The 14,442-nt window shown below is 71.0% G+C and carries 12 protein-coding genes and 2 pseudogenes; 4 read left to right on the top strand and 10 right to left on the bottom strand.

Translation table 11 applies throughout. The features are described 5' to 3' along the window. Positions 1-15 precede the first annotated feature (15 nt). From ACWCQ6_RS28835 to ACWCQ6_RS28820, 4 genes are all read right to left on the bottom strand, one after another. Entirely contained in the window at positions 16-495 is a 480-nt protein-coding gene (locus ACWCQ6_RS28835) for a hypothetical protein (RefSeq protein ID WP_451094077.1), read from the bottom strand. Between the two features lie 211 nt (positions 496-706). After that, complete coding sequence (locus ACWCQ6_RS28830) at positions 707-1,606, bottom strand: S1 family peptidase (RefSeq protein WP_451094075.1); 900 nt, start codon at positions 1,604-1,606, stop codon at positions 707-709. A gap of 254 nt (positions 1,607-1,860) precedes the next feature. Beyond that, on the bottom strand, positions 1,861-2,676 hold the full coding sequence (locus ACWCQ6_RS28825) for a DUF1684 domain-containing protein (RefSeq protein ID WP_451094073.1): 816 nt from the start codon (positions 2,674-2,676) through the stop codon (positions 1,861-1,863). 70 nt (positions 2,677-2,746) lie between these two features. Next, positions 2,747-3,973, bottom strand: coding sequence for a DUF5685 family protein (locus ACWCQ6_RS28820; protein ID WP_451094095.1), 1,227 nt, complete (start codon positions 3,971-3,973; stop codon positions 2,747-2,749). Between the two features lie 309 nt (positions 3,974-4,282). Between ACWCQ6_RS28820 and ACWCQ6_RS28815 the strand changes: the two genes are divergently transcribed. Then, a complete protein-coding gene (locus tag ACWCQ6_RS28815) occupies positions 4,283-4,726 on the top strand; it encodes a cell division protein SepF (RefSeq protein ID WP_451094072.1) in 444 nt (147 codons plus the stop codon). Between the two features lie 54 nt (positions 4,727-4,780). Here ACWCQ6_RS28815 and ACWCQ6_RS28810 read toward each other — a convergent pair whose 3' ends face one another. Beyond that, entirely contained in the window at positions 4,781-5,977 is a 1,197-nt protein-coding gene (locus ACWCQ6_RS28810; protein WP_451094070.1) for an acyl-CoA dehydrogenase family protein, read from the bottom strand. Between the two features lie 73 nt (positions 5,978-6,050). Then, positions 6,051-7,751, bottom strand: a complete 1,701-nt coding sequence (locus tag ACWCQ6_RS28805) for an MFS transporter (RefSeq protein ID WP_451094068.1) — start codon at positions 7,749-7,751, stop codon at positions 6,051-6,053. Positions 7,752-8,284: 533 nt separating this feature from the next. Here ACWCQ6_RS28805 and ACWCQ6_RS28800 point away from each other — a divergent pair. Then, a complete protein-coding gene (locus ACWCQ6_RS28800; RefSeq protein ID WP_451094066.1) occupies positions 8,285-9,295 on the top strand; it encodes a phosphatase PAP2 family protein in 1,011 nt (336 codons plus the stop codon). Positions 9,296-9,417: 122 nt separating this feature from the next. Here ACWCQ6_RS28800 and ACWCQ6_RS28795 read toward each other — a convergent pair whose 3' ends face one another. The 4 genes and pseudogenes from ACWCQ6_RS28795 to ACWCQ6_RS28780 all read right to left on the bottom strand — a co-directional run bounded on the left by ACWCQ6_RS28795 (position 9,418) and on the right by ACWCQ6_RS28780 (position 12,783). Next, complete coding sequence (locus ACWCQ6_RS28795; protein ID WP_072484259.1) at positions 9,418-9,633, bottom strand: I78 family peptidase inhibitor; 216 nt, start codon at positions 9,631-9,633, stop codon at positions 9,418-9,420. Positions 9,634-10,047: 414 nt separating this feature from the next. Then, positions 10,048-10,600 (bottom strand): annotated as a pseudogene (locus ACWCQ6_RS28790) (transcriptional regulator). A gap of 60 nt (positions 10,601-10,660) precedes the next feature. Next, positions 10,661-11,503: a transferase gene (locus ACWCQ6_RS28785; protein ID WP_451094063.1), complete on the bottom strand. Its 843-nt coding sequence runs from the start codon at positions 11,501-11,503 to the stop codon at positions 10,661-10,663. Further along, positions 11,500-12,783, bottom strand: coding sequence for a glycosyltransferase family 4 protein (locus ACWCQ6_RS28780; protein ID WP_451094061.1), 1,284 nt, complete (start codon positions 12,781-12,783; stop codon positions 11,500-11,502). The genes ACWCQ6_RS28785 and ACWCQ6_RS28780 overlap by 4 nt, the downstream gene beginning before the upstream one ends. Positions 12,784-13,140: 357 nt before the next feature. Between ACWCQ6_RS28780 and ACWCQ6_RS28775 the strand changes: the two genes are divergently transcribed. Together ACWCQ6_RS28775 and ACWCQ6_RS28770 are read left to right on the top strand one after the other, a co-directional pair. Next, on the top strand, positions 13,141-13,935 hold the full coding sequence (locus ACWCQ6_RS28775; protein WP_451094059.1) for a hypothetical protein: 795 nt from the start codon (positions 13,141-13,143) through the stop codon (positions 13,933-13,935). 137 nt (positions 13,936-14,072) lie between these two features. Next, a pseudogene (locus ACWCQ6_RS28770) lies at positions 14,073-14,348 on the top strand (hypothetical protein); the annotation flags it as partial. Positions 14,349-14,442: the final 94 nt, after the last annotated feature.

The raw sequence follows: 14,442 nt of genomic DNA, 5'->3' as shown, positions 1-14,442 counted from the left end.
GGGCACGGCGCGCGGTCAGGCGCGCTCCACGCCCTCGCGCCAGATCACCGTGACCGGGCGGCCCAGGCTCCGGGCGTACGTCACGATGTCGCCTGTGCCGCCGAGGCCGCGGGCCGGCCGGCCGTCCCACACCGCGAGCAGCCGGTCGCAGTGGTCGGCGATGTATGCGCCCGCCGCGAAGTACGCCTCGTCGGTGGAGTGCGGGAAGTCCAGCCGGACCTCCCGTACCGCCCGGTCCTTGAGGGCGCGGTAGCGGGCTAGTTCGGCCGCGTCGGCGAAGCAGGATTCGTAGTCGCTGCTCGGAATGACCACGGTCAGGTCCGCGCCGCAGGCCAGAGCGAGGTCGGCGAAGAGCTGGTCCGCCCCCACCGCCAGACTGGAGAGGGCCTCCAAGGAACCTTCGAGGCCGCTGAGCGCCGCCCGTAAGCCCGCCAGCACATGGGCGTGGGCCTCCTGCGGGATGGTGCGATGACCGGTCACTCCGATGCGTTTCACGGACCTGGAACCCCCTGAGGTGTCTGCCGGGGGTCCCGGGGACATCCCCCGGCTGGCGCAGCACCCGCCCCCGTTGCTCCTGCGTGACCGACCTGCCCCACATCCTCTCAAAAGCCGCGGGGTGAGCGGGAGCCCCCGCCCGGCATTCGGGCAGGGGCTCCACCTCGGTCGGCCTTCTGTTCGAGGGCCGGGCCGGGGGTGTGCCGGGGTGTCAGTAGACGCTGACCCCGTACGCGCTGAGCGCCTCGGTGACCGGCTGGAAGAACGTGGTGCCGCCGAAGGAGCAGTTGCCGCTGCCGCCGGAGGTGAGACCGATCGCCCTGGAGCCGGAGTAGAGCGGACCGCCGGAGTCACCGGGCTCCGCACAGACATTGGTCTTGATCATGCCGTAGACGATGTCGCCGTTGCCGTAGTTGACGGTGGCGTTGAGGCCCGTGACGGAACCGCTGTGGGTGCCGGTGGTGGAGCCGCGGCGGGTGACGGACATACCGACCGTGGCATTGGCCGCGCTGGTGATGTCGACGCTGCCGACGGTGCCCTCGTGGGAGACCGAGGCGTTGTCGTACCGGACCAGCCCGTAGTCGTTGGTCGGGAAGCTGGAGCCGACCGTCGGGCCGATGCTGGTGGTGTTCGACGAGTTGGTGTACCAGGGCGGGTTGCCGTCGGTGCAGTGGCCGGCGGTCAGGAAGTAGTAGGTGCTGCCGCTGCGGACGTTGAAGCCGAGGGAGCAGCGCCAGCCGGGGGCGTAGATCGCGTCGCCGCCGGAGAGCAGTTTGCTGATCCGCCCGGGAGTGCGCTCGATCTTCAGGGCGCCTGCGTTGGCTCCGGCAGACTGCTTGATCTGCTCGATCTCGGCCTGCGAGACCGTGCGGTCGACGGTGACCACGAGCTTGTTGGACGCCGGGTCGACGTTCCACGCGGTGCCCGCCACATCGGCGCCGAGTACGGCGTCGCTCGCGGCGGAGAGCTGCGAGGCACTGAAGGTGGTGCGGGTGTCGGCCTGGGCGCTGGGGACGGCCAGGGCGGCGACGGCGACGAGGCCTGCGGCGACAGCGACGGCCCTGGTGCGTCTCGCGGTGCCGCTGAGGGGGGTGGTGCGCTTGATCCTCACTTTTCATTCCTCCCGAGGGGAAATCGGGGGTCCGCCTGTGGGGTGGTCGGACCCGTGAGGCGCAGTCGTTCGCACGGCCGTGCGCCCGCGATGCGGGTATGCCGTGTTCCTGACAAGCGCTGCTCGGGAGTATTCAAGGCGTCAACTTGCGGCGCAAGAGGGCCCCCTGGCCCGCACGTGCCGCGCCGCACGGGAACGACTCCGGCAGCACACGGGCTGCCGGAGCCGTCGCCCCGGAGAGATGTGACGGGACGTCAGCTGTCGACGCGGTTGCGCTCCCCCGCCTCCACGGCGACGGAAAGGGTGTTGCCGGGAGGCGGGAAGGGGCAGATGAAGTGGTCCGCGAAGGCGCACGGCGGCAGCAGCGCGCGATTGAGGTCAACCGTCACGCTGCCGTCCCCGGCGGGCGCCGCGGGCCGCAGGAACCGGAAGCGGTAGCTGCTGTTCCCGCTGGTGGCGTCGGCGAAGACCGCCCAGAGCGAACCGTCGGGCTCGACCGCGACCTGCAGGGTCTGCTCCGTGCCGTCGAGCTCGAAGGCGAGCTCACCGGCGAGTCCGAGACCGCGCTCGACCCCGTCGGCGTTCTCGACCCGGACCGTACGGGTGCTGTCGTACGGGCGGAAGGTGCCCGCGAGCACCCAGCGGGCGTCGTACTCAGTGGCCTCGATGGCCCGGAAGGCGCGCCGGGCCGGGGAGTCCGGATCGAAGTCCCGTACCGCCCAGAGCCCTTCGCGGCTCAGCACGACCAGCCGCCGCCCGCCGTGCGCGACCCGGGACTCGCCGATCGGGCCGCGGTCGGCGGTGAGCCGGACCTGGCCGGTGAAGGGCTCGCCGTCGACGGTCAGCCCGTCCGCGGCACCGGCGCTGAGCACCAGCTCGTCGCCGTCCTCCCGCCACTGCCCGGGGACGCCAGGGATGTGGCCCTCCGGGTGGTCGGAGAGCCAGTGGGTGCCGGTGAGGGAGAGCGGTCCGTGCGGGCCGGCGACCGTGGCGGTGCGCTCCTCGTGCCAGTGCTTCCAGTCCTGTGCCGCCTGCTCGAAACGGTGCGGCTGCGGTGCTTCCGTGCTCATGCGGTCAACCTTTTCATACCGGCTCGGCGAGCCCGAGGTGCGACCGCAGCGTGAAACCGGTGTATTCGGCTCAGCAACTGCAATCGCAGTCACAGCAGTCGCATGAATCGCAGCAGTCACTGCAGTTGCTGCAGCAGTCGCACGCATCGCAGCAGTCGCAATGGTTACAGAGTCCGTCGCGGCGCCGATGGCTCCACGGGTCGTTGAACGTGCCGCAGCACATCTGGCAGGTGCAGGCCAGCCCCGCCCACACCAGGCAGCCCGCGATCAGACCGCGCCGGTCGCGCGGCGGCTCGGGCGGGGGCTGCGGCGGGCCCGCCGGGCCGCCGGGGCTCGGTGCGTACGGATTGCCCGGCGCAGGCCCGAAGGACCCGGTCTGCCGGGTGTCCGACGGGGCGCCGGCTCCGTCCAGGAGCGCGCCGCTCGCCCGGTGCGAGCACGAGGTGGTGCCGAAGGCCCGGTCCACCGACTGGCGCAGCTCGTGCACCAGCAGCACATGGGCCAGCTTGCCGTCGGTGAATTCCGCGTCGCGCAACGCCAGCCGTACGCCGTGCAGCGCGTCGTCGCACAGCCGCCGGGCCTCCGCCCGCGAGGTTCCGGTCGCGGTGAGCGGGTTCCAGGCGCCCGACGCGGCGTCAGTTTTCTGGTCCTCCACGGCGTCCAGCAGATGGGCCAGGCGCCCGAAGAGGCGGCCGGCCTCGGCGAGCGGCACCGCGTTCCGCGGCCTGCCGGCGAGCACCGCGGTGTGGGCGAAGGCTGCCGCGGTGGCGGTCTCCGTGGGTTCGGTGACCGTGAGCAGCGGGGTGCCGGGCCCGGCGATCAGCTCGATGCCGGTCTGCCGGTCGACGGCGTCCACGAGCAGTGCCGTGTCGAAGCCGAGCTGTGCGCCGGTGCGCGCGCCGGCCCGGCCCCAGCCCGCGGCGACCCGGCGCGCGGCGGCGGCGACCGGGCGACGCCTCAACAGGCCGTCCCCGTCCGCGACGTGGTCCCGGACCTTCGCCGAGGCCAGCACCAGGGAGACGGCGGCGGCCAGCCTGGCTCCCTCGCCGCGGGCTACCGGGGCGGTCCGCATGGCGCGCAGTGGGCAGGGCCCTGCCGTACGCCGCCATCCGGTGGTGCGTTCGGACTGAGCCTCCGTCAGAACAGAAACAATCAGACCGTCATAGTTCGTAACGATCCGGGCGAATTGGCCGTGATCGGAGCGAAGTGCGAGGCAGAGCCCGCAGAGATGGGCCATCCACTCGGTCCTGAGCCCCTCGGACAACCGATGGGCACAGGGCCTGACTATTCCGAACACGACGATCCCCCGAGAGTCGTTCACCTTCGCACCCAGCTCGTGCGGCTGCGCGACGTGCATCGTATCGAGCACCCCGTTCACCCGTACGTCCCCCAACATCACCCATACGGCCCGGGGCATCATATTTTCTTTCTTTCAGACTCCTTATGCGGGAGAAACCCTGACGAATCGCCATATCTTCTGTGCCAGTACCGTCACGAATCCCCTGCGCGCCGACTATCCACTTGGCGCACGATCCGCATCATGGACGACCATGGGGAGACGAAAGAGATGCGGAACATGACGGAACCGCGGTGAGAGGAGGCGTCCATGGGATCGGTGCGCAAGGCAAGTGCCTGGCTGGGCCTCGTGGAGGACAACGACGAGCGGTACTACGACGACGAGTACACCGAGGGCCCGCAGACCGGGACCGGGACCGGCCAGGCCTGGGTGACCGACCCCCGGGTGCAGATCGCGTCCGAGGCGGCCGAGGAGACGGGCCGCCGGATCGCCACCGTCACTCCGGACAGTTTCCGGGACGCTCGGGCCATCGGAGAGCTCTTCCGGGACGGCGTTCCGGTGATCGTCAACCTCACGACCATGGACCCCACCGACGCGAAGCGTGTCGTGGATTTCGCCGCCGGTCTGATCTTCGGACTGCGCGGCTCGATCGAGCGCGTGGCCACCCGGGTCTTCCTGCTGACCCCGGCCGACACCCAGGTGGTCACCGAAGCCGCCGGCCGGCCGACCGACGGCTTCTTCAACCAGAGCTGAGCAGGGCGCTCGCCGGACGTTCCGGCCTCCAGGGCGTGTTGCGGAAGTCCCGCCCTAGCGGAACGCGTCGAGACCGGTGAGCGCCTTGCCCAGCACCAGCTGGTGCATCTCCACGGTCCCTTCGTAGGTGAGCACCGACTCCAGATTCGTCGCATGGCGCATCACCGGGTACTCCAGGGAGATCCCGTTGGCGCCGAGGATGGTGCGCGAGGTACGGCAGATGTCGATCGCCTCCCGCACATTGTTGAGCTTTCCGAAACTGACCTGCTCCGGGCGGAGCCTGCCCGCGTCCATCCGCCGGCCCAGATGGTGGGCGAGCAGGATGCCCTTGTGCAGTTCCACGGCCATGTCCGCGAGCTTGGCCTGGGTGAGCTGGAAGCCGCCGATCGGCCGGTCGAACTGCTCCCTGGTCCTCGCATAGTCCACGGCCGCCTCGAAGCTGGCGCGGGCCGCGCCCATGGCACCCCAGACGATCCCGTAGCGGGCATGACTGAGACAGCTGAGCGGGCCGCGCAGACCGGTGACGCCCGGGAGCACCGCGTCGGCGGGCAGCCGCACCTCGTCGAGCACCAGCTCACTGGTGACCGAGGCACGCAGTGACCACTTGTGCTTGATCTCGGGGGCCGAGAAGCCCGGGGTGTCGGTCGGCACGGCGAATCCGCGGATTCCCCCGTCGGTCTGCGCCCAGACGACGGCGACCCCGGCGACCGAGCCGTTGGTGATCCACATCTTGCGGCCGGTGAGCACCCAGTCCCCGCCGTCGCGCCTGGCGAAGGTGCGCATCCCGGCCGGGTCGGAGCCGTGGTCCGGTTCGGTGAGGCCGAAGCAGCCGATGATCTCGCCGGCCGCCATGCCCGGCAGCCAGCGCCGGCGCTGCTCCTCGGAGCCGAAGCGGTGGATGGCGTACATGGCGAGCGATCCCTGGACGGAGACCAGGGACCGGATCCCCGAGTCCGCCGCTTCGAGCTCCAGGCAGACCAGTCCGTACTGGACGGCGGTGGCGCCCGCGCAGCCGTACCCCTGGAGGGACATGCCGAGCGCGCCGAGCGCACCGAGTTCACGGGCCAGCTCGCGAATGCCGGGCAGTTCGCCGCTTTCGTACCACTCGGCGACGTGCGGCAGAACACGGTCGGCGGCCCAGTCGCGTACGGCCCCGCGGATCGCGAGGTCCTCGGCGCTGAGCAGATCGTCGATGCCGATGGGGTCGGCGGGGTCGAACGGTGGGAGCTTCGAGGACTCGGTGGTGGACATGAGGATGCCTCCGGCGGCTCGCGCGATGCCAAAACTAGCAGTGTTAGTTATAACCTCGCACCGACGTTACGGCTCAGCGCGCCGCCCGTCCAGAGCCGGTCGCCTCGGCGGGTCGGCGCCGGGCCGGCCGCGGGAGGGGCCGCTGTGCACGGCCCGGAGCGGGGGTCTCGTGCGCGGCGCTGTCTTCGCGCACCTCGCCCGCGCCGGCCTGCCCGGGTTCGTCGGGCACCGGCGAGGGGCAGTCCATCGCCCGCGGCAGCCGCAGCGCGGCAAGTGCGCCGACCAGCAGCAGCGCGGCGCTGACCAGCAGCGTGACATGCAGTCCCGTGATGAAGGACTGGCGCGCCGTGGAGCGCAGCACCGCACCCAGCGGGCCGCCCAGCCGGTCCGCCACCTGATAGGCCTCGCCCAGCGAATGAGCGGCGGCCTCGCGGGCCCCGGCCGGGACACCCGCTTCGGGAAGCTTCGAGAGACCGGGGGTGTAGGCGGCGTTCATGACACTGCCGAGCAGGGCGATCCCCATGCCCGCGCCCAGCTGGTACGAGGTCTCGCCGATCGCTGCGGCCCCGCCCGCCCGGTCGGCGGGCGCCTCGCTGAGCATGGATTCGTACGCCCCGAAGAGCGTGGTCTGCAGCCCGAAGCCGAGGGCGACGAAGGCCACCGTCAGCAGTGCGGGCCGGTCATGCTGCCCCATCGCGGTCAGAATCAGCACCGAGACGGCCGTGAGCACGAAACCCCAGCCGACCATCCGGCGCGGTCCGACATGTCGCAGGGTGTACGAGCCGGTGGCGCCCGCTGCCATGGCGGCGAAGGTGAGCGGCAACAGCCGCAGACCGGTCTGGAGCGGGCTCAGGCCGAGGACGAGCTGGAGGTACTGCACGGCTATGAGCTCGAGACCGACCAGGGCCAGCATGGCGAGGATGATGCAGCCCACCGAGGCGGAGAAGGCGGGCCTGGTGAACAGCCCGATGTCGATCAGCGGATGCGGACGCCGCTTCTGACGGCGCACGAACACGATGAGCAGCGCCGCCCCGATCAGCAGCGGGACGAGCGTGGCCGGGTTCAGCACCTCACCGGCGCCCGCCCGCTTCACCCCGAGCACCACCCCGAACACACCGGCCGCGGCCATCAGGGCGCCCAGCACGTCCCACGGGCCCTCGTGGCTGCCGCGCGACTCGGGCAGGAGGAGCCGCCCGACCGGCAGGACCAGCGCCATCATCGGGACGTTGATCAGGAAGACCGAGCCCCACCAGAAGTGCTCGACGAGGAAGCCCCCGATGACCGGCCCGGCGGCGGCGCCCACGGCGGCGACCGCGGTCCAGACGCCGATCGCCACGGCCCGCTCACGCCGGTCGGGGAAGACCTGCCGGACGATCGACAGCGTCGCCGGCATGATCATCGCGCCGCCGACCCCGAGCAGGGCACGCGCCACGATGAGTACGCCGGGACTGTCGGCCAGCGCGGCGATCACGGAGGCGACACCGAAGAGGGCGTAGCCGAGCAGCAGCACACGGCGGCGGCCGACCCGGTCCCCGAGCGTGCCGAAGAGAATCAGCAGCGAGGCGCAGACCAGCGGATAGGCGTCGACGATCCAGAGCAGACCGACCGCGCTGGGCCGCAGGTCCTCGGTGACGGCGGGTACGGCGACGTGGAGCACGGTCGAGTCGAGCGCCACGAGCAGGAGGCTGAAGCAGAGGACGACGAGGACGACCCATCGATTGGCACCGTCGGCTGCTGAACGCAGCCGGATTCGGGCTGTGGTCGTCCCGGACATGCATGTACCTCCCAAAAGGTCCTCGCGCTCGGCGGGCCAACCGGGGACACGGCGGTTCGCCGCTCCTCATGGCCCGGCATCGACGGGCGAGTGATCCGTCAGCGTACGCGAGTTCGGAGCCCTCCCACGTGGTCCACCTCATACCCGGTCGGACCGCGGGGTGTGGCGTACGCCACGCCGGCCCGCCGCCCGGACCTGCGGGGAAGCGCTCCGCACCCGGCACAGGACGGTACTCGGCCGCCCCCGCACGACACCCGCCGGGCCCGCGCCGAAAGCGGCCGGTGACCGGACCGGCACCGTCCGTTCCCCCTCCTGCCGGGCCGGATAAATTCATACCGGCACCTCCTGCGCTTTTCTGCCCACCCCCAAACACCCTTCCGAAATGCGTGCGAAATCAATAGCGCGAAGGCCGTTCGAGATGCTCAGGAGGGTCAGGAATTAAGACCTTACTGAGACATAGTCCACATCACATCGTCATCACAAAGAGACCGGATCGACCTGGCCCCGCACTAACTCGCTGTAACGTCGATTGGGTGCGTACCGACATCTTTGCCCGGCTGGACCGGGAGCCGGAGCCGCCGAAGATAGAGCCACCGCGGATGAGCCGGCACCGCATCGCGCTCTTCGGCGGGACGTTGGCGTTCTATCTCGCCATCGTCATTGCTGTGCTGACCTCGTCCTGGCTGGTGACCCTGGACTGGAAGGTCATGCTCTTCCGGCCGTATCAGCAGTGGCCGGAAATCCACGCGTTCCTCGACTACTACATCGTGCTCGGCCAGCGCGGTCCCACCGCCACCATGGTCGCCTGCTGGCTCGGCTGGCGCTCCTGGCGGCAGCACACGCTGCGACCGCTGCTGACGCTGGGCGCGGCGCTGCTGCTGCTCAATGTGACGGTCGGCGCGGTCAAGATCGGTCTGGGGCGCCTCGGCCCGCACTACGCGACCCAGATCGGCTCCGCGGAACTCTTCGCCGGCGGCGACATATTCCCCTCCGGCCACACCGCCAACGCGGTCGTGACCTGGGGAATCCTCGCCTATCTGGCCACCACCCCGCGGGCCCGGCGCTATCTGTCGGCCATGTCGGCCATCGTGTCGCTCGGCGTCGGCCTCACCACGGTCTATCTCGGTACGCACTGGCTCAGCGATGTCCTGCTGGGCTGGGCGGCGGGGCTGCTGATCCTGCTGGGCCTGCCCTGGGTCGAGCCGCTGATCACCCGGGCGGAGGCCTGGATCTTCGCCCAGCGCGACAACCTGCGGGGCCGCCCCGTTCCCTCCGTCCCCGTCGCGGCCGGCGGCCCCAGGCCCGCGCTGCTGCCGCAGCCGGACGGCGGCGACACCCCGGTGCAGAGCCCGGCACTGGAACCGGCCGTCGCGGCGGCCACGGGCACCACCGCCCCCCGCTCACGCACGCACGCCTCGCATCCGGCACATGCGGTGCGCTCGGAGCGGACCCCGGTCACCCCGGCCGGCAGCCGGCGTCCGCCGCACGCCGACCGCACACCGCGCGGCGGCACGAGCCAGGCCCGCCCGGTGGCCGGCGGCTGAGGCCCCGGCGATCACGGAGCCGGTACGCACAGCCGCTCCCCCGGGCATGAGTGAAGGCCCCGACCGGAGTCGGGGCCTTCACTCATGTCCGGGGCCGAATGCCCGGGTCGCTTCGCAGAGTCTCAGCCGACCCAGCAACGGGTGACGACAGCGGCGTCGACCTCGAAGTTGATCCGTCCGCTCCGGAACTCCATGGTGATGATCGCGCCCGGCGGCAGGGATCTGACGGTGCTCCAGCCACGGCTGCGGGCCCGCCGTTCGGCGGCGTCGGCGGCGAGGCCGACGTACTCACCCGGCGCGTCGTCGGGCTGGACGGGAGGGGTCGGTATGGGTGCCATGCCCTTCACCGTAGGCGGCCGCGGGCGGCGGCGGAAGCCGGGGCGCCCGCCATCGCCGGGCATCCTCACGTTCCTCGCCGGTCACACTTCTGTCACAGGTTCACGACACGCCTGCCGTATGAATCACGCCACCCTGACACGCACCCGAGGGACCGGACACACAGTAATCACACAGGCCGGAAACCGACCACGCGGAAGGCCCGGAATCAGAACGGAATATCCCGTGCCAGGCGGGGGGGGAATTCTCGTGCCAAATAACCTGTGTAAATGAGCAGGTCGCCAGGAATTCACGCTTCCTTATGGCAGCCTTATCCTCTGGTCGCAATATTCGCGATGCGGTACGGGGACGGCTGTCGACCACGACTGGTATAGAGGGCGACCCCGGCCGTCCGTATGGCGTTGTCGCAAGCGGGCTCACTCCAGAGCCCGGGTCAGCCGATCCCTGGCCGCCCTGATCGCGTCCTGGAGCTCCGGTGGTTCGACCACCTCGAAGTCGAACCCCAGCATCATCACGTGGATGACCAGCACATCCAGGGTGGCCGCCCCGGTGCGCAGCAGACACGTGTCGGCGTCGACCGCCTCCAGCACTCCGGCCGAGGGCGAGATCCGCTCGGCCGCGCGCTCGATCCCCGCTTTCAGCCGGACCACCGCCCGCGTCGGGTACACGGAGTTGGAGATCCCCTTCGAGACATAGGCCGCCAGATCCTGGGCAGGTGCTTCACTCGGGGCGGACCTCGGGCCGTGCGGCGGCGTGGGGTGATCCGGTCCGCCCGGAACGGACGCCAGTCCGCGCGGTCCGGATCCCAGGCGACGAGACCGGGTAGCCCGGTTCGCGCAGCTTGCCGACGTCGCGCCGGACGGTCCGCGGGGTGACGCCGAGCCGGTCGGCGAGATCGGCGCCGGACCAGTCGCGGTGCGCCTGGAGCAGTGAGAGCAGACGCAGCAGTCGTGCCGAGGTCTCCGACATGGGGCGAGTCTGCCAGGGCTTGCGGACAGCCTCCGTCCGCAAGCCCGCACCGGACGTGCTCTACGGTGCCGGTTCGAGCCGTACGCAGAGGTCGTTGTCGCTGGAGTAGCAGGGAGTGGCCCGGACGCCCTCTCCCGCGCTGCGGCCCGGGTAGACGAAGATCTTCTTGCGGTCCCAGATGTCGTCGAGGATGCGGGAGATCCGTACACCGCCGGCCGGCTCGCCCTCCGCCGCCCCGGGGACCAGCCAGAGCGTCCACAGCTGCTGTGCGGTGTCGGCGCCGTCGGCCAGCCGGTCGAACGGCAGCGTGAAGGCGAAGGTGCTTTCCTGCCCGGTGACCGGCACCCGCAGGACCCGGCCGCCGGCACCGGGCAGTCGCGCCTCCACGTGGGCGTCGGCGCCGAGGCCGGTCCCGTACAGCGTGCCCTCGACGGTCATCCCGGTCCCGTCGAAGGTCACCGGCCCGGCCTCGGCGTGCGGTGCGCGCAGCCAGCAGCGGACGGCGAGCCGGCCGTCGAGGGTCGGGTACGGGATGCGGACCGCGACCGGCCCGCTCGCCGGTGCGCGGTCGACGAGCAGGCGCAGGTCCCTGATCCCGGGCTCGACGGCCACCACCCCCTCGTCGTCCCCGCCCGGCTCCCGCAGATACACGTCCCAGCGGCCCTCGGCGCACTGTGTGGCGCCCGGCAGCACCGCCCGCAACCGTCCGTCGCGCAGCGGGCTCAGCGCCAGCCGTACGGCCCCGGCGTCGCGGTCCGGGCCCTTGGCGCCGCGGAGCCGGAGCAGCAGTTCGGGCGCCTGTTCGTCCTCGCGGCGGCGGAGGTCGAGATCGAAGGTGATCCCACCGTCGGGTCCCACGGTGCAGTCGGCCCTCGGCGTCCTTCGCACTGCGGAGGCGGTCATGCGGTCTTCCCCTTGCGGATCACGGCGGCTGCCTTGTAGCGCACGGCGTACGCCCCGTCCAGCACGGCCCCCCGGGCGCGGTGCAGCGCGGTACTCATCGCGCCGTGCGAGCGGTCGCGCGGGCCGCGCGAGGCGAGTTCGGTGAAGAGCCGTTCATGGCGTTCGGCGATCCGCGACGGGTCGAAACGCTGCGAGGCGGCCAGCGCGGCGAGCCCCGCGCGGTGCCGTGCGTCGTCGTCCTGGATCAGTCCGAGCAGGGCGTCGGCCACCGCCGCCGTGTCACCGACGGGCACCAGCCGCCCGTCGGTGCCATGGTCGATGATCTCGCGCGGGCCGTGCGGGCAGTCGGTGGCGACGACCGGCAGCCCGCAGCGCATCGCCTCGACGATGGTCATGCCGAAGGACTCGCGGTCCGAAGTGACCGCGGCGATCGACCCCTTGGGCCACTCGGCCTCCAGCGGATTGACCGGTCCCATCAGTAATACATGGTCGTGCAGCCCGAGTTCACCGATGAGCGTGAGCAGCGTCTGTCGTTCGTTACCGGTCGCGTCGCCGCCGCCGTAGATGCGCAGCCGCCAGTCCGGGCGGACCGCGACCACGTCGGCGAATGCCCGGACGAGCAGGTCGTACCGCTTGACCTTGTGCAGCCGGCCCGCGGCGATCACCCACTTGCGGTCGCCGTCGGCGGGCGGGACCGTCGGCGCGGGCACGCTGTTGGCAATGGCCTCGATCCGTACGCCGGGCAGTTTGAAACCGGTCCGGTAGGCGTGGGCGTCGGCCTCGGTGACGGTGGTGATCGCGTCGAGCAGGGTATAGCGGTGCGCGATCTCGCGGCGGAGCCGGTAGCCGTGGCTGTCGAGGGTGAGGTGTTCCTGACCGATCCGGACCGGGCCGCGGCGGGCCTGCCTGCTGATGTGCACATTGAGCCCCGGCCGGGTCCCGACCACCACGTCCGCCTCCAGGGAACGCAGATGGTCCGCCACTCGTGCGTCGCTCAGCCTGCTGTACTGCCGGTACCTGCTGTCGCCGCGCGGGAACACGGTCGCGGGACGGGCATATTCGGCTGCGTCGCCGTCGTACGTCGGGCTCTTCTTCCGCAGGTCGACGAGGTGGCTCATGCGCACCCCTGCGGGAGCGCCCAGCGCGGGGACGTCGCGGTGCCGGAAGACCGACACGATCTCGACGTCATGGTGCCCGGCCAGCTCTCCGGCGAGGTTGAACGTCGTGCGGATCGTGCCCCCGACTCCATAGGCGTTGTGGATCAGGAAAGAAATGTGCATGAAACGCCATATCTCCTGGTTCGGCTGATCAGCGGCAGGCTGCACTTGCCATGACGGCACGGACCCGCCGACGGTTCACTCCGCGCAGGGGCGAGTTTCGGCCAGTCGTGAACTCGCCCGGTTTCCCGCTTTGTCGACGTATCGGCGCACCGGCACGTGATCGAGTCGACCACATCTCACCCCGCCAGATCGGGACAAACATCCACCGATCGGTCGTCAGGATCCTGAGATTCACCCTCTGCGCCGGTTGGTTCGATTACGTTCCCTTTCTCGCGTGACCCCGGCCGCGGCTCGCCCGTTGTCATTTCCATGAGCCGGGAACCGCCCGGCGAACGTACCGAGTTCGAGGAGCCACCCGTGCCGCGCATGCTCGACGTCAGCGAGGACGTACGCGCCGAGATCGGCGACGCCGAAGCCGACCGGCTGCTCGTCGGCGACAACACCCCGGGCAGTTACGACTGCACCTCCTGCCGCACCCCCGGCAACTCCGAGCAGGAGCGCACCAGCACGGTGCTCTTCGTCGGCGACGAGACCGCCGTCCTCGCCTTCGCCCACGCGACGTGCATCCCCTCGCAGGTCGTCCAGGTCGCCGAGGAGCAGTTGCAGGGCGCCGTACGCAGCATCACCGGCGGCGACGGCTCCGGCGACGCGGCGCGGCCGCAGGGCCTGCCCACCGAACAGGCCGTCCTCGGGATCACCAGCGGCCTCGTCCTGATCGACGACGAACTCCACCCGGCCCTCGTCGTCGAGCCGACCGGTGCCATCGCCCGTCCGGGCACGGACGGCAGCCGGGGCGACGAATTCCTCCAACTGCTGCTGGAACAGGGCTTTCGCCCGGCCCACCGGATGGACCAGGTGCCCGCCGTACTGCACGGCTGGTCGATCCTGCTCGCCATGGGCCAGTTGCACGCCGTCCTCCAGCCGGGCACCGGCGGCGGCGCACCGGTCGCCTGGTGGCAGGCGCACGCACCGCTCCAGGTCACCGAGGGCTGGCGGACCGCGGCCAGCAAGTCCCAGACCGTCCTCGTCTTCGCCGCCCCGGCCGGGTCGATCGGCCAGCAGCCCCGCGAGGACCTGCTGCGCGACGCCCTGGACAGGGCCGCGGCCGAAGGGCTCCTGGTCGCCGCCGCGATGCCGCTGGCCGGTACCTGATCATGACGGCCGGCCCCTCGCACCGACGGCGAACAGCGATTTCTCCGTCACGCCCGCATCCGACGGGCACTGGGGTCGTTGGCACATACGTGCACTCATACGACTCCTCCCACCAGCGCCCGAGCCCGATCCCTGCCATGCGCCCCTCGCAGGACCCCTCGGGCGGTCCGTCCCACACCCCGATCTACGACGCGTTGTACTCCGAGTACCGCCGTTCGTTCCGGGCGCTGCCGGGTGATCGGAGCGGCGAGGAGAATCTCGGCTTCATGGCCTTCGGTACCGGGCTCCTCGGCAGCCGTCTCCCGCGGAGCGGCCAGTCGGGCCACTCCGCCGGCTTCTCCACCGGTCTCGCCGTCACGGGCGGGGCCACCGCGCACAGCAGCGGCACCGGCGCCTCCGGTTCCTGGCAGCGGGCGAAGGATCAGGCGGCCCCCACCCAGCTGGTCTGGTCCACGCTCGGTGTGGCGCTGTTCATCGCGGTGGTCGTCTTCCTGCGCGACCACCGGG

The organism is Streptomyces sp. NPDC001880, assembly GCF_053594575.1.
Note: the sequence above shows the minus strand (reverse complement) of the source record. Positions and strands in the feature narration are given on the sequence as shown.